We start from the raw sequence: 19,220 nt of genomic DNA on the forward strand, positions 1-19,220 counted from the left end.
TTATGATCGGCAATCTTGAAGCTCTGTCTCGCCGCCCCGGCATGCCGTCGGTGCCGACGATCCGGAAGATCATCGCCCGGCATCCGAACTTCCCCATCATCGCGCGAGGAACGCGCGGGCGTTCCTATGAAATCGACCTTGAGGAGGCCGAGGAGTTCATCCGTCAGGTGCAGGCCGGCCGCATCATGGACATCGAGCGTCGGCGGCAGGCGCTGCGGGAAATGGGCCTGACGGAATCGCTGCGGTTGGAAATGGAACGCGAAGCCAGAAGGAACGGCAAATGAGTGACAGCCCCAATGGCCTGCCGGAGTTGACCTCCGATCTCATGTCCCGTGCGGTCTGCAACACCTCGCATCCCGCCGATGCCGTGTCGGCATTGGTTCTGGCGGCCGGTGTCATTCTCAACGCCAAATTCGGGGCGGCTCGATCCATCGCCCTGCTGCGCGACGTGATCGACGAAACCGAACAGCAACTGGCGTCGCGATGCCAGCCGCCCGCATCGGCCTCCTGACCTATCCCGATCGGAGCGATTATGTCTGATCCGCTTGGTTATCATGAACCGGAGGCCGCCCGCATCCTGGGCGTCGCTCCCCGCACGCTGCGCCGGTGGCGGCAGAACGGTGCGGTGAGCTATTCGCTCACGCCAGGCGGGCGCGTGCGCTATTCCGACGAGGACCTGCGGCAATTGCGCTCGCGTATGCGCGTATCGGCCACGGTTGGCCACACAATGCCGCCTATGGCCTAACACGCCGCGCGCAATGCGACGGGGCAGCCTTTAGCCCTTGTCCCATGCCAGTGCTCAAGACGCCCGCCCGAATTGCCGCCGATGGGGATGCTCCCGTCCAACGCGCCGCGACCTTCCAACCGACCTCCTATCGGGAGGGGGATCATTCGATAGAGCTATGCTGGTCGACAGGCGCGGCGGGCCTCCGCTTCGACTGGTATGACGGCGAATATTATATTGAGGAGCTGTCGATGGAGCCGGGCGCCGTCCGCCTCGACCGCTTGAATGCCGGCGCTCCGTTGCTCGATAGTCATCGTTCGACTTCGCTCCAGGCCATCATAGGTTCCGTAGTGCCGGGATCGGTCAGGATCGAGAACGGCAAGGGCCTCTGCCGCGTCCGTCTCGCGCAAACCGACGATACGGCCGATGCCGTCGCGAAGATCGTGGACGGTCACATCCGCAATGTCAGCGTGGCCTATCAGGTCCACGAATGGCTGCGCACCGAGCGCCAGGGCGAAACCACCCACATGCTCGCCGCCGATTGGGAGCCGGTTGAGGTCTCCATGGTGGCGGTGCCGTTCGATCCTTCCGCTCAAGTCCGAAAGAGGAATCTTCCCATGCCTATCATTCGCAGCGCCGACCATGACGATGATATCGAGAATGAGGACGAGCGCGTCTCGCGGCGATCGGCCCGCGCGCGCGCCGTCACGACCAACCGTATCCGGGACCTGTGCTCGCGCAGCGATGATATTTCGCGGGCATTCGAGCGCGACCTGATTGCCCAGCATGAGGAACGGCCGTTCACCGATGGCGAGCTACAGCGCGCGATCGGCGACGAGCTGGTGCGCGTGCGTGAGCAGCCGTCCGTCAACATCCGTCGCGATCGGCAGGACGCCGAACCGCGCTTCCAGCTTCGCGATGCGTTTGCCGATGCCCTTTATGCCCGTTTGGCGGGAAGGGAACCGGGCGAGCAGGCGCGGGAATATGCTCATGTCAGCATGATCGACATGGCGCGTGCGCTGCTGGAGGCGACGGGCGAGCGTGTGCGCTGGGCGCGGCCGTCCGCGGTGCTCGACCAGCTCGCGCGATCGGGTGCGCATACGACCAGCGATTTCACCCATATCATCGCCAATGCTGGTCGGCGCTTCCTGATCGAAGCTTTCTCGCAAGTGCCCTCGCCGCTGAAGGTGCTCGCCCGCAAGCGCGATTTCCCCGACTTCAAGCGCCGCTATGGGGTGCAGGCGGAAGGCCCGTCGGTTCTTCGTCATGTGCCCGAGGGTGGCGAATATAAGCGCGTTTCGATCAACACGGCCGCAAATGGCATGCAGCTCGGCACCTATGGCGAGATTTTCGCGATCACGCGGCAGGCGCTCATCAATGATGATCTTGGCGTGTTCGCCGATATGGCGCGCTTCTGGGCGCGGGCGCAGAGCGAGACCGAAGCCGGTTTCCTCGTGGCGCTGATCAACGGCCAGGGCGTCGAGATGGAAGAGGATGGCAAGGCCCTCTACCATGCCGACCACGGCAATATCGCAGCCACGGCCTCGGCCATCACCGTCCCGTCGCTTTCCGCCGCTCGTGTCCAGCTTCGGGGCATCAAGAATCGCGATGGCGCGACGCTGGCCAACATCGTCCCGAAATATCTCCTCGTTGGGCCGGCAAAGGAAACCGAAGCCGAACAGGTGCTCGCGTCGATCACCGCCGACGCGCCGTCCGCCGTCAATCCGTTCTCGGGCAAGCTTGAGCTGGTGGTCGATCCGCGATTGGCCGGGAATAGTTGGCGACTGTTTGCCGACCCGGCCATCAATCCGGTGCTCGAATATGGCAATCTCGAAGGCCAGGACGGTCTTTTCACGGATGCGCGGGTCGGGTTCGACGTCGACGGCGTGGAGTTCAAGGCCCGCACCGATCTTGGCGCCGGGGCCGTCGATTTCCGGGGCACCCTGCTCAACCAGGGCGATTGATCGAAAGCGAAGCGCGGATAGCCGCGTGGCGGGGGCCGCGCTCCGGAGTCGCATCCGGGTTCCTCACCCCCGCCGCGCACCCTTGTCGAAAGCGAAGCGCGGATAGCCAGGCGGCGGGGACCGCGCTCCGGACGTTAGGCCGGCTCCTCATCCCCGCTGCTTTCAAAAATTCCGTTGGGAACGCGGTAAGGTATCTGCTTATACACTGCGATCATGACGCAGGCAGCCTATGGCATCGGCATATATAGCGCCCCGGAAGCGGCGCGGATGGTCGGCATGGGCGCGCAAACGCTTCGTCGTTGGCTGCTCGGCTATGATCATGGCCGTAAAGGTGAACCTCTCCGGCACGAGCAGCCGCTGTGGAACCCGCAATATGATCCTGAAGAAAGCGAGGGGGTCCTTCTAGGTTTCCGCGACCTGGTAGAAGCTCGCATTGTCAACGCCCTTAGAAGCAAGCGAATTGGTCTCCAGACCATTCGCATTTGCATGGAGCGCGCGCGTGAAATCATTGGTCAGGATCGACCGTTTTCGACATCCCAGTTTAAGACTGACGGCAAAAACATTTTTCTGGAAATCACGCGGGACCTCGATGAACCGCAACTCATCGATCTAAAGCGGAAGCAGGGTGTTTTCCGGCGCGTAGTCGAACCCAGCCTTGCTGATCTGGAATTCGGCCCTGACGGTGCAGAGCGCTGGTGGCTGCTGCACGGCAAGAGGACGATCGTAGCAGATCCGGAACGCTCATTTGGCCAACCGATTATCGCCGAGCACGGCATAACCACCGCTCGGATCGCAGAGGCGGTGAAAGCCGAGGGGTCAATCGAATCCGTTTCCAAGCTCTACGAAATCAAGCCACGCCTTATCCGTGATGCGCTGGCCTATCAAAGCCAGCTGGGGCTGCGTCAGGCGGCGTGAAGCTGCTGATAGATAACAACCTCCCTCCGCGCCTGGGCCGTGGCCTGGGAGCGTTTTTCGATGGCCAGCATCAAGTTCAACATATCAGAGACAAGTTCGACACGGGTAGTTTGCCCGACGCGGAATGGATTGATGCCTTAGGGAAGGAAGGCGGTTGGTGCGTCCTGTCGGGTGATCGGCGAATAGCGAAACAACGACCTTCGCGCGAACTTTTCCTAAAAGCAAACCTGATCGGTTTCTTTCCTTTGCCGGCCGTCATGGAGCTACCATTACATAAGCAAGCTGCTCGAATATTGACGCTATGGCCTGTTCTGGAGGCAACCGCCAACGCTATTGAGCGGGGTTGCTTCGAGCTTGGTGTTAAGGGGGATAAGCTGCGGCAAATTACCTAAGGCCATAATACTGAATTGGCGGTTGAGGCCCAGTTACTTCCGATAGACCGATGGGTCATCCGGGCGGAAAGCTTTGCCATCTTTTTCGCCTCTCCATGGATCGCCGAATGCCTTTCTTGAGGCCGGTTCATCGCCCTTAGCCAAAGCGATTTTGGCGGCCGTCCGCTCTCGACCATGTTCGGACTGTTTGAACGGCTTGTCGCTCGCGGCCGTTGTCACCCCAGCGATGGGTATCTTGCGGCGGCTGCGGCTCATCGGTCGATCTTCGTTCCCACGGCCTGATAGAAATCGGCGATCGCGCGGGATATCTCCTCGGCCGCCGCTGTCAGCTCCGCATCCGATTTTGTATAGACGTGCCCAGCGATGAAATCGTCAAACAGGCTCTGCACCATAGCAGTGCCGTGCAGCACCTCATGTCGGTGGAAATCGTCGATAGGTGCTGATCGCTTCACGCTCGGGTCCAGTCGCCCTTTCGAGCTGTCGCCTTCGGCAAACGCAATAGCGTCTCGCAGCCCAGCCGCGATTTTATCGAAAGCCGTCTTTGTCATGGAGCCACCAGTCGTTCTGCCAAGAGCTGGCGGATCGCTTCGGGTCGCGTCGGCCGGGGTTCCGGCTGGGCTTCGATCCAGGTGTCGAGCGCGGCAAGTTGGTCAGGCTGGAGACGGACGCCGACGAGTTGCCCCTTCCCAGTCGTAACCGGGCGTCCGCGCTTTTTTGTGTTAACCCCTATTGCATTGCTCATATGATTAGGGTTAACACTAATGCGGATCGAGGGGAAGCGCCAACTTCCGCCCCGATCCTAACCGCAACCGATCCGGTGGAGATCGATCATGGCTACCGAACCTCTACGGGCGGAATCCGCCTGTCACAATCGTCCGCGCGTCACGCCGGCGCTGAATGATTTCGAAATGATCTGCGGCGAGCGGCCGTTCGGCGGCGACGATGCCGTCCATCTGTTGTCCAACGCTTATTCTCTCGTGCGGGTGATCCAGATTGCTTACGAGGAAGCTCACGTTTCCGCTGTGCGCGGCGCGGCCATCGAAATAGGCGATAACCTGGTCGCCGGCGCGCTGGCCGGGATCGGCAACTTGATCGCCCTTGCTGCCCTCATGGCCGAGGAGCGGGGCCGGTGAGCGCGCGGGACACTGTCGCCAGCGCACCAGCTGCACCCTCGATCAATCGTCGACACATGCTCGGCGCCTTAAGCGCTGTTTCGTTTTTCCCTGTTCCTAGCTCCGCCGGCGCCGCCGTTGGCGCAATTGAGCAAGGAACTGATCCGATGAACATGCACACGGCACTTTCTACCTTCGATCGAGAAACGAAGGTAGCATGGCGTGCGGCGCTGGCGCGGGTGGAGAGCGCGCGCGCGATCGAACTTGAGGTGACGTCCGTGGTCGATCGGGCCGAAACGCGTTTTTTTGCTTGGCAGAAGCGCGTGAGTGGTCCGGTGCGCTTCCGTGCGCAGGATACCGTAGAGACGCTCAATGCGCGCATCGCGAAGATCCGTACGCGGACCGAGGCGGCGCGCCGTGACATGGATGAAGCGCATGCGGCGCAGGGCGAAGCCAACAGGACCTGCGACGCCGCCGTGCGGGCCGCGCTTGCGGTGCCCGCGCCGGATATGGCGATCGTGCTTCAGAAGTTCGAACTTGCGGCCGAATTCGGACTGGAGATCGAGGATATCGGGCCGCTGCTGGCCGATCTGCGGCGGATGGGAGGCCATTGAAATGAGCTTATTTCCCACCCTCGCCTCGCCGCCCCCGATTTCCTTGCCTTTGCTGTATCTGCTGGCTGATCTCGGTCGGCGAGAGATGGAGGAACTGGTTGAGCTGGCAATCGACCTGCTCAACCTGGCGGACGGCGATCTCGACATTGAAGCAAACGGCGACGAACTGGATTTCAACGGGGCGGAGGATGACTTCGGCGACGGCCTGGCGTTCGGCTCCGGGGAGCCGGGTTGCCCGATCTCCGACCCTGGCGGCGATTCGCTCGACTATGGTGAGCTGGATGCGGCCGAGGGTGCCGTGATCGCCGAGTATGGTATCGATCAGAGATGCATTCCTATGCACTGACGGGGGCTATTGTACATCCATATCGGATGCGTTAAATGTGCATCCGATATGGATGCAATTGTGCGCGGCAGCCAGCGAGGAAGTTATGAAACTCAATCTGAAACAAGTGCTTGGTCTCGCCGGCATCGCCAAGCCGGCTTACGATTCTCGACGCCGACGGGACATCTACGGGTTTCTTCACGACTCCCTCTCCAGTGATCCTCGCATCGCGGAGTACGAGAACGCCCACAATCGCTGGGGAATTGAGCATGTCGTTGCAATCCAGTGCATCGAAGAAGGCGCTAAGAGCGGCCTTTCTCTCGAAATGGCTGATAGCATCGTTGAAAATAATTTTAGTGAACTTGTCGAAGCGATCCGCAGCGGATCGATAGATCCCGACAGTTCTGCCTCCGCATCCATCGATCACATGTTTGTTGGGGCGATATTTTATGCGGCTGGGCGGGGACATTACGCTGGAACGCTTCGTTTGTTTCATGACATTATTATTCGCGATATTTCTCGCGTTGATCATCAGGGAGAGCATTTTGATGGTTCGATCACGAACGTGATCATGATCGATGCCACGACTGCTTATCGCCAAGTGAAACACAAGTTGCTCGGTGGAGCGGCATGAAATGAGCCAGCGTCGCGCCAGCTTTACGCAGGATGACGTCAAGCGCGCTGTAAGGGGAGCGCTTAAGGGCGGGGCGCAGTTGGCCAGCCTCGCTATTGCCCCGACTGGCGATATCACAATAAAATTCGCCGGCGGTGAAAGCGCAACTGGCGACGAGGATGATCTCGACGATCGCCTTGATCGGTTCGCTGCACGATGAAGAAGCGCTATCCTTGGGCGACCCCCTATCGGGACCGCCATGGGAAGCCGCGCTGGCGATTCCGGCGGAAGGGCTATGCCCCGTACTCGTTCAAAGCGCCTTACGGCACGAGGGATTTCGAGCGCGAGTATGCGGCTTGCCTGTCGGCCGAGCCAATTCAGATCGGGGTGAACCGGATCATTGCTGGCAGCGTTGCGGACGTGATTTCCCGCTATTATAGCGACAACGCGTTCCTCGATCTGAAACCGGCGACACAGACCGTCTATCGCGGCGTGCTGGAGCGCTTCCGCGCGAATTTCGGGAATGATCCCATGCGTCGCTTCGATGCCGAGCGGATCGCCAGGCTCATGAACGCCATGCGTCACAAGCCCCATGCAGCGGCGCGATTGCGCAAGCTGTTGACGCAGCTATTCATCATCGCGCGCCGAGCGAAGATTGTTCCCCAAGGTTTCGATCCGGTGAAAGACACCAAGCCGCCGAAGGCGGTCAGCGATGGCTATCACCGTTGGAGTGAGGACGAGCTGACGGCTTTCGAGGCGAAACATGCCCTCGGCACCAAGCCGCGCCTTGCCTTCGCCCTGCTGCTCTACGGTGCCCAGCGGAGCGGGGACGTCCGGTTGATGACCCATGAGACGATCGAGGGCGGCAGAATCAGGCTAGACCAGAGCAAGACTAGCAACGCGGTGGACGTGCTGGTGGTTGAGCCGTTGCAAGAGGCGATAGATGCCGGCCCCTTGGGCGAGGCGACCCTGTTGGAGAGCAATCGCGGCGAGCCGTTCACGGCCAAGGGTTTTTACAATTTGATGAAGCGGGCGTGCATTCAGGCAGGTTTGCCGCATTGCTCACCGCACGGGCTTCGCAAGTCGGCCGCGCGGCGCTGTCGTGAGGCGGGATGCACCCCCGACGAAGGCATGGCGATCACCGGCCATAAAACGCTGAAAGAGTATTTGCGCTATGCCGGCGACAGCGATCGGGGCGTGCGTGCAGATGCTGGAATGGCCAAGGTTATGGCTAACCGTGACAGAAAGTTAGCCAAGGCACGCGTACAAGCGGCTGAATTGGAGGCAGAAAATGCCTGATGCTGGATGCCCCGCGAGGATTCGAACCTCGATTGACGGAGTCAGAGTCCGTAGTCTTACCTTTAGACGACGGGGCAAAAGGCAGGCGCGCGCAATATAAGCCGTCCTGCCTCCTGTCAACGCCCCAACGTTCGATCCCTGTCGCGGGCGGCCTTGCCGCGACCTCCATGTGCCGATAGTCTCCCTCCCAAGTCCCGGCGGCATCGGATCGGCCGGAAAGATAAGAGTGATTGCATGGCGCAGCAGACCGGAATGGCGGCGCCGCGACGCGGAAGCTTTTCGCGCAACGCGGCCCCCGACGCGCCCCAGAGGCGGCTCCACCGCCGCACTTATGCGGCGCTTGATCTTGGCACCAATAATTGTCGTCTACTTGTCGCGCGGCCGGCGGAGGAAGGTTTCGTCGTCGTCGATGCCTTTTCGCGAATCGTTCGTCTGGGCGAAGGTCTGGCCGCGACGGGGCGGCTCAGCGACCGGGCGATGGACCGCGCGGTCGCCGCGCTTTCGATCTGCGCGGAAAAATTGCAGCGCCGGCAGGTGACGCTCGTGCGATCGGTGGCGACGGAGGCCTGCCGCCGGGCGAGCAATGGGCGCGAGTTCGTGGAGCGCGTCTATCGCGAGACGGGGATCGCGCTCGACATCATCTCGGCGGAGCAGGAGGCGCGGCTGGCCGTGCTGGGCTGCCATGTGCTGCTGGAGCCGGGGGAGGGGCCGGCGCTCATCTTCGACATCGGCGGCGGCTCCACCGAACTGGTGCTGATCGAGCCCGTCGGGGATACGCCGCGCATCATCGAATGGTTTTCCGCGCCCTGGGGCGTCGTCTCGCTCACCGAGACCGAGCCTCACGACTGGGCGGACCGCGAGGCGCGGCTGGCCGCCTATGGGCGCATGCGCGCGCGGGTGGCGGAGGCGTTCGCGCCCTTTGCCGAGGGGTTGGCGGGGGTGAACCATGCGTCGTCCCGCCTGCTCGGCACCAGCGGCACGGTGACGACGCTCGCGAGCCTGCATCTCGGCCTCGCAAGTTACGATCGGCGCGCGGTGGACGGGCTGATGGTGCCGGCGCAATCGATGCGCGACATCAGCACGCGCCTGTCGTCCATGTCCGTCGCCGAACGCGCGGGCCTGCCCTGCATCGGCACGGAACGCGCCGATCTGGTGGTGGCCGGCTGCGCCATCCTGGAGGCGATCATCGACATCTGGCCGGCGGAGCGGCTGGGGGTTGCCGACCGCGGGATTCGCGAAGGCATCTTGCGTTCGCTGATGGCGCGTGAGACCGGGCGCGCATGAGTATGAAGCAATGAGCCGCGGCGGATCGGGCGGCCGCCAGAGGGTGAAGACCGCACGGGGACGCAGCGCCGCCTCGACCCGCTGGCTCGAGCGCCAGCTGAACGACCCCTATGTGCGCCGCGCCAAGGCCGAGGGCTATCGTTCGCGCGCGGCCTACAAGCTGCTGGAACTGGACGAGCGCTTCCACCTGCTGAAAGGGGTGAGCCGCGTCGTCGACCTCGGCATCGCGCCCGGCGGGTGGAGCCAGGTGGTGCGCAAGGTCTCGCCCAAGGCGACGATTGTCGGCATCGATCTGCTGCCGGTCGATCCGATCGATGGCGTCACCATCCTGCAGATGGATTTCATGGACGATGCTGCGCCCGATCTGTTGAGCGAGGCGCTGGGCGGGCCGGCCGATCTCGTCCTGTCCGACATGGCGGCGAACACCGTGGGCCATCCCCAGACCGATCATCTGCGCACCATGGCGCTGGTCGAGACCGGCTGCGCCTTCGCGGCGGACGTGCTGCGGCCCGGCGGCGCCTATGTCGCCAAGGTGCTAGCGGGCGGCGCGGACAATGATCTGGTCGCCGAGCTCAAGCGCCTGTTCACCACCGTCAAGCACGCCAAGCCGCCGGCGAGCCGCAAGGATTCGTCCGAATGGTATGTGATCGCCCAGGGCTTCAAGGGGCGTAAGCCCGAACCAGACAGCGGCGCGGAAAGCTGATCCGCGCCGCCGCCGGATCGGCGTCTCAGCGCCTGGCGGCGCGGGCCTCCGCGATCGCCTTCTTCAGCGCGTCATAGCCGACGGCGCCGGGCAGCAATTGGTTGCCGACGATGAAGGCCGGCGTGCCGCTGAGCTGGAGCGTGCGGGCAAGGCCGATATTGCCGTCGATCTCCGCCTGCACCTCGGCCGCCTTGCCGTCCGCCGCCACGCGCACGGGATCGAGGCCGACCTGCTTCTGCACCTCGGCGATGGCCGCGGGCGTGGGCCGGCCGCTATTGTAGAGCTTGAGATGGAAGGGATAGAAGGCGCCCTGCCGCGCGGCGGACAGGCTGACCTTCGCCGCCGCGTCGCTGGCGTCGCCCAGGATCGGCAGTTCCCGGAAGACGACCTTGAGCTTCGGGTCCTCCTTGATCAGCCGATCGACGTCGGCAACGCTCTGGCGGCAATAGCCGCAGGAATAATCGAAGAATTCGACCAGCACGACATCGCCGTCGCGCGCGCCGGCCCAGGCGCCCGCGAAGGGCGTTTCCAGCGCCTTGCGGTTGGCTTCGATCAGCTGCGTGGTCTGGCGGCCCTGCAATTTCTCCATCGCCTCCGGGATGATCTCCGGATGGGCGAGGATATAGTCATGGACGATCGCCTCGATCGCGGCGCGATCCCTGGCCGGAACCGTTCCCGCCGAGGGGGCCGATTGCAATGCCGTGAGCGCCAGCGCGGCCGCTCCCCCGGCCAGCGCACCGATGATGCCTGCCACCCAATATCCTTTCCTGTTCTCCTGCACGGGCGTGCCGGCCCCTTTCCGTTCAGCGTCGCTTGCGATCGGCGATCGCCTGCCGGGATGTCAATGCGATATCCTCCGCGCGCACATAATCGGGCGTGCCTTGCGGGATGCCGCGCATCGCGGTTTCGGCGTTGCCGAGCGCGAGCTGCGGCTGGCCGGTCATCGCATAGCGTTCCGCCGTGGCGAGCGCCGCGCGCGCGATATCGCCTTCCTGGCTGTAGACGATGCCGAGCTGATACCAGGCGAAGGGATTCTCATTGTCCCGCGCCACCGCGTTGCGCAGCACGGTGCGGGCCTCGGCCAGGTTGGCGGGGTCTTCGGACGCGATCAGCGCATGGCCCAGCAGGGTGGCGATCAGCGGGGTGCTGCGCGTGCGCTCCACCGCCTCGCGCAAGGGGGCGATCGCGGCCTTGGGCTGCCCGGATTCGAGCAGGACCTGGCCCTTGAGCTCGAGAAAATAGGGATCGTGCGGCTGGGCGGCGATCAGCTTGTCGACCTCCGCCACCGCCTTGTCCGGATAGGCGGCGCGATGCCAGGCATAAGCGCGCGCATAGCAGGCCGGGATGCTCTGGTCGCTCTCCGGATATTTGATCAGCGTGACCTTGGGGTCCTGGACGAAGCCGGCGAGTTTCGCCTTCACCCGCTGGAAGCGTGCCTCCAGCGCCGGATCGGTCGGCTTGTTCCAGGCGGGATCGGTCTTCAGCTCCGCCTCCATCACGGCGGCGCGATCGGCCGACATCGGGTGGGTGCGGGCATAGGGATCGACATCGGCATAGCTGGAGGAGAGGCGGAATTCCTCCTTGCGCAGCTTCTGGAAGAAGGAGACCGATCCCTTCCCCGATATGCCGGCCTTCTTCATGAAGCTGGCACCGGCGGCGTCCGCGCTCGATTCCTGGGTGCGGGTGAAGGCGAGGAAGTTGCTCATCGCCGCCTGCTGGCCCGCGGAAAGGATGCCCATGCCCGCCTCGCCGCCGCCGGCCGCGATCGCGGCGACGCCCAGCAGCAGCGAAAGGATGCTGATCCCCGTCGCCGCGCGCGCGCCTTCGGAAAAGCGGACGATATGGCCGCCGGTGATGTGGCCCACCTCGTGGGCGATCACACCCTGCACCTCGTTGGCGTTGTCCGCCGCGGTGATCAGGCCGGAATGGATGTAGACGATCTGGCCGCCCGCGACGAAGGCGTTGATCTCCTTGTCCTGGATCAGGACCATCTGGACATTGTTGGGCTCGAGCCCAGCGGCGGCGACGATCGGGCGGGCGATATCGTTCAGCAGCGATTCGGTTTCGGCATCGCGCAGGATGGATTGCGCCATCGCCGGCCGTGCCAGCAGCGCCATGGAGAGCAGCAGCGCCATCAGCCAGCGGCCGATCTGCCTGCCGGGAAGGGGACGGACGGAGCGATGCATCATGCCGGATGTCTCCCCATGCGCCTGAACTCCGGATGAAAGCGGCCGGCCATCGGATGGATGGCCGGCCGCCGTCAGGCGATCAGTTGCCGAACGTGCGCTGCCACCAGCCCCGGCGCGGGGCGGCATCGGCCGCCGCGTCGGGCGCGGCTGGGGCTTCCGCGACGGCCGCCTCGGCAGGCGCATCCGCCGCCTTGGCACGGGTGCGGCGGCGCGGCTTGGCCGGGGCCTCCTCGTCATTGGCCGGGGTTTCGACAGGCGCGGCCGCCTTGGCCTTGGTGGCGCGGGGCTTGGGTGCCGCCTTCGGCTTCGCGTCGGCCACGGCCTCGGCGGTTTCCGCCTTGGGCGCGGCCTTGCGGCGGGTGCGCTTGGGCTTTTCCTCCGCGACCGGCTCCACGGCGGCTTCCTCGACGGGAGCGGCCACGGCGGCGGGTGCTTCGGCCACGACGATTTCGGCCTCGGCCTCCTTGCGGGCACGCGGACGCCGGCGAGCGCGCGGCTTGGCCGGGCCTTCCTCGGCCACCGCCTCGGCGGCGGGAGCCTCGGCCGCCACCGGCGCGGCGGTCTCCGCTTCCTCGGCCTCGGCCGATTCGGCTTCCACAGTCGCGGCGTCGGTCACCGTCTCGTCGCCGTTGCGGCGGCGGCCGCCACGACGGCCGCGACGGCCACGGCGGCGACGGCCTTCCTCGCGCTCCTCGCGCTCGGCCTCGCTCTCGGCGCTGACGGCGGGAGCTTCGCCCTGCTCGTCCTCGTCGTCGCCGGCTTCCTCGTTCTCGCCCTCGGTCTGCTCGTCGCGCGGGGCGGTCTCACCCTCCTCGCGCCGGCCGCCGCGACGGCGACGGCGACGGCGACGGCGGCCGCGTTCCTCGCTGTCGCGCCGTTCCTGCTCGCCACCGGCGGCCTCGGCCTCGGCTTCCTCGGCGGCTTCTTCCTCTTCCTCGTCCTCGATATCGAGGATGTCGTCATCCTCGGGCTCGATGGCGACGGGCTGCGGCAGGCGCGGCGTATAGGCCGGCGGCGGGCCGGAGGATTCCACCGTCATCCGCGCGCCTTCGAGCGAGCCGTCCGAAAGGATCTCGATCAGCACGCCATAGCGTTCCTCGATCTCGCCGATCTCGTCGCGCTTGCGGTTGAGGACGTAGAAGGCGGCTTCCTGGCTGGCGCGCAGCACGAGGCGCGAACCGCGCCCGCGCGCGGCCTCGTCCTCCAGCATGCGCAGCGCCGAAAGGCCGGCCGAGGATGCGGTGCGGACGAGCCCGGTGCCCTCGCAATGCGGGCACTGGCGGGTCGAGGCCTCGAGCACGCCGGTGCGCAGCCGCTGGCGGCTCATCTCGAACAGGCCGAAGCTGGAGATGCGGCCCACCTGGATGCGGGCGCGGTCGTTCTTCAGCGCCTCCTTCATCGCCTTCTCGACCTTGCGGTTGTTCGAGTTCGATTCCATGTCGATGAAATCGATCACGACCAGGCCGGCCATGTCGCGCAGGCGAAGCTGGCGCGCGATCTCGTGCGCGGCCTCGAGGTTGGTGCTGAGCGCGGTCTGCTCGATATTATGCTCGCGCGTCGAACGGCCCGAGTTGATGTCGATCGAAACCAGCGCTTCCGTGGGATTGATGACCAGATAGCCGCCGGACTTGAGCTGGACGATCGGCTGATACATCGCGGCCAGCTGGTCCTCGACCCCGAAGCGCTGGAACAGCGGCACCGGATCGTTATAGGCCACGATCTTCTTGGTATGGCTCGGCATCAGCAGCTTCATGAAGCTGCGCGCCTGGCGATAGCCTTCCTCGCCCTCGACGATCACCTCGTCTATGTCGCGATTGTAGATGTCGCGGATCGCCCGCTTGATGAGGTCGCTGTCGCCGTAGATCAGCGCCGGTGCCTCGGACTGCAGCGTATTCTCGCGAATCTCGTCCCACAGCCGGGCGAGATAGTCGAAATCGCGCTTGATCTCGGTCTTGGTGCGCTGGAGGCCCGCCGTGCGGACGATGCAGCCCATCGTCTTCGGCAGGTTGAGTTCCGCCATGATCGATTTCAGGCGCTTGCGATCGGCGGCGTTCGAAATCTTCCGGCTGATGCCGCCGCCATGGGCGGTATTGGGCATCAGCACGCAATAGCGGCCGGCAAGGCTGAGATAGGTGGTCAGCGCCGCGCCCTTGTTGCCGCGTTCCTCCTTCACCACCTGCACCAGCAGCACCTGGCGGCGGCGGATCACGTCCTGGATCTTGTAGCGGCGGCGCAGGTTCATGCGCTTGGCGCGCAGCGCCTCCACGGCATTCTCGTCGCCGCCGCCGGCGCTTGTCGGCCTGCGGCGGGGCGCATCCTCGCTTTCGCCATTGGCGTCGTCGTCATGATCGTGATCGTCATGATGATCCTCGTCATCATGATGATCCTCCTCGGACTCCTCGCGCTGGCGCAGCGCTTCTTCCTCGGCGGCGTGCTCCGCCTCCTCGCGCAGCAGGGCCTCGCGATCCTCCTTGGGGATCTGGTAGTAATCGGGGTGGATTTCCGAAAAAGCGAGGAAGCCGTGGCGGTTGCCGCCATAATCGACGAAGGCCGCCTGCAGCGACGGCTCGACGCGCGTCACCTTGGCCAGATAGATATTGCCCTTGAGCTGCTTGCGCTCGGCGGACTCGAAATCAAATTCCTCGATGCGGTTTCCCTTGACGACGGCTACGCGGGTTTCCTCCCGGTGGCGCGCGTCGATCAGCATGCGCATGGTCATTCATTATTCTCCGGGCGCGTCCGCCATCCGCCAGTCTGCGGCGCGGCGCGCGATATGTAAGGGGCGCAGGCGCCGGCATCGTCGCGATGCCGCGCCAGTTCACCCGGTTGAAAAAGAGAAACTGTGCGTCTGCCGCAATGTCATGTCCGGCACCGTGCGCCGGAAACAGGCCCCGAACCGACGCGCCGCCACCTTTCGAGGGGCGACTGAGGTTCGGGAAATCAAGACTCATGCAGCGTCAACCTAGATGGGCGGCCGCAAATGCGGCTCCTGTTCCGATCGGGCCTTGCCCTGTTGGATCAAAGGCAGCCGCGCGGATATTCCGCTGCTAGCATCTGCGCGGACGGCGGGCAACCACAACTGTCCGGCAGGGCCGTGATATCGGGACTTTGGTAAAGTAAGTGTTTGCCCCTATGCTTCAAGGCGAAACCGGAAAGCGCTACGGGACGGCTCGAAACATGATCTCGCGCATCGCGCAGGCTGGCGGCGGAATATTCGGCCGCTTGCGCCGATCGAAGGACGAAGGGGGGGACAGGCAGATCTTTTCCGCAATTCCACGCGTCCTCTGCCTGGTTCTGCTTGCCATCTTCATCGCGACCCCGATCGACGCCGCGTCGATCCGGGGCGTCGAGATATTGGGGGACAGCATCACCCTGCGCTTCGACGGGCCGGTGGAGAAGGCGTCGGTCTTCACGCTGGACGGGCCGCGCCGCATCGCCATCGACATCGCGTCCGCCCATGCCGGGTCGGGCGGGGAGGCCGGCGGCTATATCGCCGCGATCCGGCAGGCGCAGTTCGATCCGCGCACCGCGCGCGTCGTCCTGGACCTGAAAGGCCCCGCGCTGGTGAAGGGCGGCGGGTTCGCGGCGGACGGCCGGTCGCTGGTGCTGGAGATAGCGGGCGCCAGCGAACGCGCCTTCGCCCGCAGCATCGATGCGCCCCGGCGCGTCTTCCTGCCGCCCGTCGCCGTCCAGGCATCCGCGCCGCGCCGGTCCGATCGGTCGGCCGTGCGCGTGCCGCTGGATCGTTCGGCGGAAGGCGATGGGCCGCCGCTTCCCCGCGTGATCGGGGCGAAGGGCAGCAATCGCCCGCTGGTGGTGATCGATGCCGGCCATGGCGGCCATGATCCGGGCTCGCTGGGGCCGGGCGGGCGCCGGGAGAAGGATGCCGCGCTGGCCATCGCGCTCGCCATCCGCGACGAGCTGGTCGAATCCGGCCGGGTGCGCGTGGCGCTCACCCGCGAGACGGATCGTTTCCTGGTGCTGGGCGAGCGGCGGGAGATAGCGCGCCGGCTGGGGGCGGACCTGTTCCTTTCGGTCCATGCCGACAGCGCCCCCAATCCGGCGGCGCGGGGCGCCACCATCTACACCCTGTCCGAGGTCGCGTCCGACCGGGTGGCCGCCGCCGTGGCCGCGCGCGAGAATCGGGCGGACGTGCTGAACGGCGTCAATCTCGGCGGGGAGAATGAGGACGTCTCCTCGATCCTGTTCGACCTCGCCCAGCGCGAGACGATGAACATCTCGGCCGATTTCGCGGTGCTGCTCCAGCGCGAGATGGCGCCGCACATCCCCTTCAAGGACGAGTTCCACCGCTTTGCCGGCCTGATCGTGCTCAAGGCGCCGGACGTGCCCTCCGTGCTGCTGGAAACGGGCTACATCTCCAACGAGGAGGATGCGAAACTGCTCTTCTCCGAAAAATATCGTCGCGATATCGCCAAGGGGGTCCGCCGCGCCATCGAGGTCCACTTCGCACGGCGGTTGGCGAGCAACTGATCGCCTGATGGCTGGCAAAGCGGCCTCAACCTGCTAGATGGCGGGGCGATGGAAGATGCGCCGCCGGAGAATCTGCACATGAAGCTCAGGCGTGCGGGCGACGGCCTCGGGCCGGCGCTGCGCGCGTTGTGGCAGCGCCGAATCGTCCGCTGGGCGGCCTATGCGGCGGGCGGGCTGCTGGTGCTGTGGCTGGCGGTATGGCTGGTCTTCGCGCGCGACCTGCCCGATGCGGACCAGCTTCTCGCCTATGAGCCGCCGCTCCCCACCAATGTGCGCGATATCGACGGCATGCCGGTCCACAGCTTCGCGCGTGAGCGGCGGGTGGAGCTGGCCTATGACGAATATCCGCCGATGCTGGTCCACGCCTTCCTGGCGGCGGAGGACAAGACCTTCTTCTCGCACAGCGGCGTTGACCTGACCGGCCTTGCCGGCGCGGTGATCGATTATGTCTCCAAGCTCGGATCGGGCGAGCGGGCGCGCGGCGGATCGACCATCACCCAGCAGGTCGCCAAGAACCTGCTGATCGGCGACGAATATTCGCCGACCCGCAAGATCAAGGAGATGATCCTCGCCCGCCGGATCGAGCATGCGATGACCAAGCAGCAGATCCTGGAGCTTTACCTCAACCAGATCTTCCTCGGGCGGAACGCCTATGGCGTCCAGTCCGCCGCGCGCGCTTATTTCGACAAGGACGTCGATCAGCTGTCGCTGCCGGAAATGGCCTATCTGGCCATCCTGCCCAAGGCCCCGGCCAATTATAACCCCGATCGCTTTGCCGCCCGCGCGCTGGAACGGCGCGATTATGTGCTGGCGCAGATGAAGGCGAATGGCTGGATCGACGAGGCGCAGCGCGCCGCCGCCAGCGCCGCGCCGCTCGGCACCATCCACCGCGCCGCCGTGGTCCGCCGCGACATCGGCGGCTATTTCATGGAGGAAGTGCGCCGCGAGCTGATCGAGCGTTATGGCGAGGCCGCCAAGGACGGCCCCCACAGCGTCTATTCGGGCGGGCTCTGGGTGCGCACCTCGATCGATCCCAGGGTGCAGGGGGCGGCGGAAACCGCGCTACGCGACGGCCTCGTCCGCTACGATCGCGGCAAGGGCTGGAGCGGCCCGGTCAAGAAGATCGATCCGGGCGAAGGCTGGCCCGCGCGGCTGGCCGCCGCTAATGTCGGCACGGGCTATGCCGACTGGCTGGCCGCCGTGGTGCTGGCGAAGAGCGCCGGCAGCGCCGAGATCGGCCTTGCGGACGGATCGACCGGCACGCTCTACGCCGCCGCCGCCGCCATGCCGAAGCGCGGCGTCGGTGGCCGCGCCTTCGATTTCCTGGCGCCGGGCGACGTGATCGTGGTGAAGCGGGAAGGGGGCGCCTTCGGCCTGCGCAACATCCCCGCGGTTTCCGGCGGCTTCGTGGCGGAAGACCCGCATAATGGCCGCGTGCTGGCCATGCAGGGCGGGTTCGATGCGCGCGGTTCCTCCTTCAACCGCGCGACCCAGGCGCAGCGCCAGCCGGGATCAAGCTTCAAGCCCTTCGTCTACGCCGCCGCGCTGGACAATGGCATGACACCGGCCTCGATCATCGTCGATGGTCCCTTCTGCGTCTACCAGTCGGCCAGGCTCGGGCAGAAATGCTTCCGCAACTTCTCCGGCGGCAATGCCGGCCCGCAGACGATGCGCTGGGGTGTCGAGCAGTCGCGCAACCTGATGACGGTGCGCGCCGCCAGCCAGACCGGCATGGACAAGGTGGTGAAGACCGCCAAGGCGATGGGCATCGGCGATTATCCCGCCGTGCTCGCCATCTCGCTCGGCGCCGGCGACACGACGGTGCTGAAGCTCACCAACGCCTATGCGATGCTGGCCAATAACGGCCGCGAGCTGAAGCCGACGCTGATCGACTATATCCAGGACCGCAACGGCAAGACGATCTGGCGCGCCGATACCCGGCCGTGCGAGGGCTGCAACGCCAAGGACTGGAACGGCGGCCCGATGCCGCGCCCGCGCCCGCGCGGCCGCCAGGTGATGGATGCGATGACGGCCTATCAGACCGTGCATATCCTGGAAGGCGTGGTCCAGCGCGGCACCGCCACCATCCTGCGCGATCTCGGCCGGCCGCTGTTCGGCAAGACGGGCACCTCCACCGGCCCCACCAACGTATGGTTCGTGGGCGGATCGGCCGATCTCGTCGCCGGCGTCTATCTCGGCTACGATCAGCCGCGCTCGCTGGGTGGCTATGCCCAGGGCGGCACCGTCGCCGCGCCGATCTTCAAGCAGTTCGCGCAGGTGGCGATGAAGGACATGCCCGTCGTGCCCTTCCGCGCGCCGCCGGGTATCCGCATGGTGCGGATCGATCGCAAGTCCGGCCGCAAGGTCTTTGCCGGCTGGCCGGGCACCGATCCCAAGGCGGCGATCATCTGGGAAGCCTTCAAGCCCGAAAGCGAGCCGCGCCGCACCATAAGGCGCGAGGAGATCGCCAAGCAGGCGGATGCCGCGCGGCCCGCGCAGCGCAGCGGCGACAGCGATTTCTTGCAAAGAGAGGGCGGCATCTATTAACCCGCCAGCCGATGCTTCCGCCCGGCGCGGGCCGGGCCACCGCATTGT

The 19,220-nt window shown here is 65.2% G+C and carries 21 protein-coding genes and 1 tRNA gene; 16 read left to right on the plus strand and 6 right to left on the minus strand.

Going from position 1 to position 19,220, the window contains the following annotated elements; all coding sequences use genetic code 11:
- Positions 1–2 precede the first annotated feature (2 nt).
- The 6 genes from CV103_RS11340 (at position 3) to CV103_RS22140 (ending at position 3,995) form a co-directional block, all read left to right on the plus strand.
- Complete coding sequence (locus CV103_RS11340; protein WP_146163413.1) at positions 3–284, plus strand: hypothetical protein; 282 nt, start codon at positions 3–5, stop codon at positions 282–284.
- Entirely contained in the window at positions 281–511 is a 231-nt protein-coding gene (locus tag CV103_RS11345; RefSeq protein WP_107394972.1) for a hypothetical protein, read from the plus strand. Before CV103_RS11340 ends, CV103_RS11345 begins: the two co-directional genes overlap by 4 nt.
- 21 nt (positions 512–532) lie before the next feature.
- Entirely contained in the window at positions 533–745 is a 213-nt protein-coding gene (locus tag CV103_RS11350; protein WP_107394973.1) for a MerR family transcriptional regulator, read from the plus strand.
- A 44-nt stretch (positions 746–789) separates the two neighbouring features.
- Complete coding sequence (locus CV103_RS11355; RefSeq protein WP_107394974.1) at positions 790–2,688, plus strand: prohead protease/major capsid protein fusion protein; 1,899 nt, start codon at positions 790–792, stop codon at positions 2,686–2,688.
- A gap of 213 nt (positions 2,689–2,901) precedes the next feature.
- Positions 2,902–3,603 (plus strand): DUF433 domain-containing protein, encoded by a 702-nt coding sequence (locus CV103_RS11360; protein WP_107394975.1) that lies wholly within the window; start codon positions 2,902–2,904, stop codon positions 3,601–3,603.
- Positions 3,600–3,995: a PIN-like domain-containing protein gene (locus CV103_RS22140; RefSeq protein WP_146163414.1), complete on the plus strand. Its 396-nt coding sequence runs from the start codon at positions 3,600–3,602 to the stop codon at positions 3,993–3,995. The genes CV103_RS11360 and CV103_RS22140 overlap by 4 nt, the downstream gene beginning before the upstream one ends.
- Before the next feature lie 33 nt (positions 3,996–4,028).
- Here CV103_RS22140 and CV103_RS11365 read toward each other — a convergent pair whose 3' ends face one another.
- Positions 4,029–4,250: a hypothetical protein gene (locus tag CV103_RS11365; RefSeq protein ID WP_107394976.1), complete on the minus strand. Its 222-nt coding sequence runs from the start codon at positions 4,248–4,250 to the stop codon at positions 4,029–4,031.
- Positions 4,247–4,543 carry a hypothetical protein gene (locus CV103_RS22145; protein WP_146163415.1) on the minus strand — a complete coding sequence of 99 codons (297 nt, stop codon included), beginning with the start codon at positions 4,541–4,543 and terminating at the stop codon, positions 4,247–4,249. The genes CV103_RS11365 and CV103_RS22145 overlap by 4 nt, the downstream gene beginning before the upstream one ends.
- A 282-nt stretch (positions 4,544–4,825) precedes the next feature.
- Between CV103_RS22145 and CV103_RS11375 the strand changes: the two genes are divergently transcribed.
- The 6 genes from CV103_RS11375 to CV103_RS11400 all read left to right on the plus strand — a co-directional run bounded on the left by CV103_RS11375 (position 4,826) and on the right by CV103_RS11400 (position 7,958).
- A complete protein-coding gene (locus CV103_RS11375) occupies positions 4,826–5,128 on the plus strand; it encodes a hypothetical protein (protein ID WP_107394978.1) in 303 nt (100 codons plus the stop codon).
- 146 nt (positions 5,129–5,274) lie between these two features.
- Positions 5,275–5,721: a hypothetical protein gene (locus tag CV103_RS11380; protein ID WP_107394979.1), complete on the plus strand. Its 447-nt coding sequence runs from the start codon at positions 5,275–5,277 to the stop codon at positions 5,719–5,721.
- A 1-nt stretch (position 5,722) separates the two neighbouring features.
- Positions 5,723–6,067 carry a hypothetical protein gene (locus CV103_RS11385; RefSeq protein WP_107394980.1) on the plus strand — a complete coding sequence of 115 codons (345 nt, stop codon included), beginning with the start codon at positions 5,723–5,725 and terminating at the stop codon, positions 6,065–6,067.
- 85 nt (positions 6,068–6,152) lie between these two features.
- A complete protein-coding gene (locus CV103_RS22150) occupies positions 6,153–6,680 on the plus strand; it encodes a hypothetical protein (protein WP_146163416.1) in 528 nt (175 codons plus the stop codon).
- 1 nt (position 6,681) lies between these two features.
- Entirely contained in the window at positions 6,682–6,879 is a 198-nt protein-coding gene (locus CV103_RS11395) for a hypothetical protein (RefSeq protein WP_107394982.1), read from the plus strand.
- Positions 6,876–7,958 (plus strand): tyrosine-type recombinase/integrase, encoded by a 1,083-nt coding sequence (locus CV103_RS11400; protein WP_107394983.1) that lies wholly within the window; start codon positions 6,876–6,878, stop codon positions 7,956–7,958. Before CV103_RS11395 ends, CV103_RS11400 begins: the two co-directional genes overlap by 4 nt.
- Positions 7,959–7,961: 3 nt before the next feature.
- Here CV103_RS11400 and CV103_RS11405 read toward each other — a convergent pair.
- Positions 7,962–8,035 (minus strand) — tRNA-Gln (locus tag CV103_RS11405).
- A gap of 157 nt (positions 8,036–8,192) precedes the next feature.
- Here CV103_RS11405 and CV103_RS11410 point away from each other — a divergent pair.
- Together CV103_RS11410 and CV103_RS11415 are read left to right on the plus strand one after the other, a co-directional pair.
- The gene (locus tag CV103_RS11410; RefSeq protein WP_070935162.1) at positions 8,193–9,242 is read left to right on the plus strand and encodes a Ppx/GppA phosphatase family protein; all 1,050 of its coding nucleotides are present in this window, start codon (positions 8,193–8,195) and stop codon (positions 9,240–9,242) included.
- Between the two features lie 10 nt (positions 9,243–9,252).
- On the plus strand, positions 9,253–9,945 hold the full coding sequence (locus tag CV103_RS11415) for an RlmE family RNA methyltransferase (RefSeq protein ID WP_015458601.1): 693 nt from the start codon (positions 9,253–9,255) through the stop codon (positions 9,943–9,945).
- A gap of 25 nt (positions 9,946–9,970) precedes the next feature.
- Here the strand turns inward: CV103_RS11415 and CV103_RS11420 are convergent, their stop codons facing one another.
- The 3 genes from CV103_RS11420 to CV103_RS11430 form a co-directional block, all read right to left on the minus strand.
- On the minus strand, positions 9,971–10,699 hold the full coding sequence (locus CV103_RS11420) for a DsbA family protein (RefSeq protein WP_107394999.1): 729 nt from the start codon (positions 10,697–10,699) through the stop codon (positions 9,971–9,973).
- 49 nt (positions 10,700–10,748) lie between these two features.
- A complete protein-coding gene (locus CV103_RS11425; RefSeq protein ID WP_245896781.1) occupies positions 10,749–12,134 on the minus strand; it encodes a M48 family metalloprotease in 1,386 nt (461 codons plus the stop codon).
- 79 nt (positions 12,135–12,213) lie between these two features.
- The gene (locus tag CV103_RS11430; protein ID WP_211314385.1) at positions 12,214–14,853 is read right to left on the minus strand and encodes an Rne/Rng family ribonuclease; all 2,640 of its coding nucleotides are present in this window, start codon (positions 14,851–14,853) and stop codon (positions 12,214–12,216) included.
- A gap of 458 nt (positions 14,854–15,311) precedes the next feature.
- Here CV103_RS11430 and CV103_RS11435 point away from each other — a divergent pair, with 458 nt between their 5' ends.
- Together CV103_RS11435 and CV103_RS11440 are read left to right on the plus strand one after the other, a co-directional pair.
- Positions 15,312–16,625: an N-acetylmuramoyl-L-alanine amidase gene (locus CV103_RS11435; RefSeq protein WP_015458597.1), complete on the plus strand. Its 1,314-nt coding sequence runs from the start codon at positions 15,312–15,314 to the stop codon at positions 16,623–16,625.
- 48 nt (positions 16,626–16,673) lie between these two features.
- Positions 16,674–19,172 carry a penicillin-binding protein 1A gene (locus CV103_RS11440; protein ID WP_070935158.1) on the plus strand — a complete coding sequence of 833 codons (2,499 nt, stop codon included), beginning with the start codon at positions 16,674–16,676 and terminating at the stop codon, positions 19,170–19,172.
- Positions 19,173–19,220 lie beyond the last annotated feature (48 nt).

The sequence above is a fragment of the Edaphosphingomonas fennica genome (genome assembly GCF_003034225.1).
GTDB classification, from domain to species: domain Bacteria; phylum Pseudomonadota; class Alphaproteobacteria; order Sphingomonadales; family Sphingomonadaceae; genus Sphingomonas_E; species Sphingomonas_E fennica.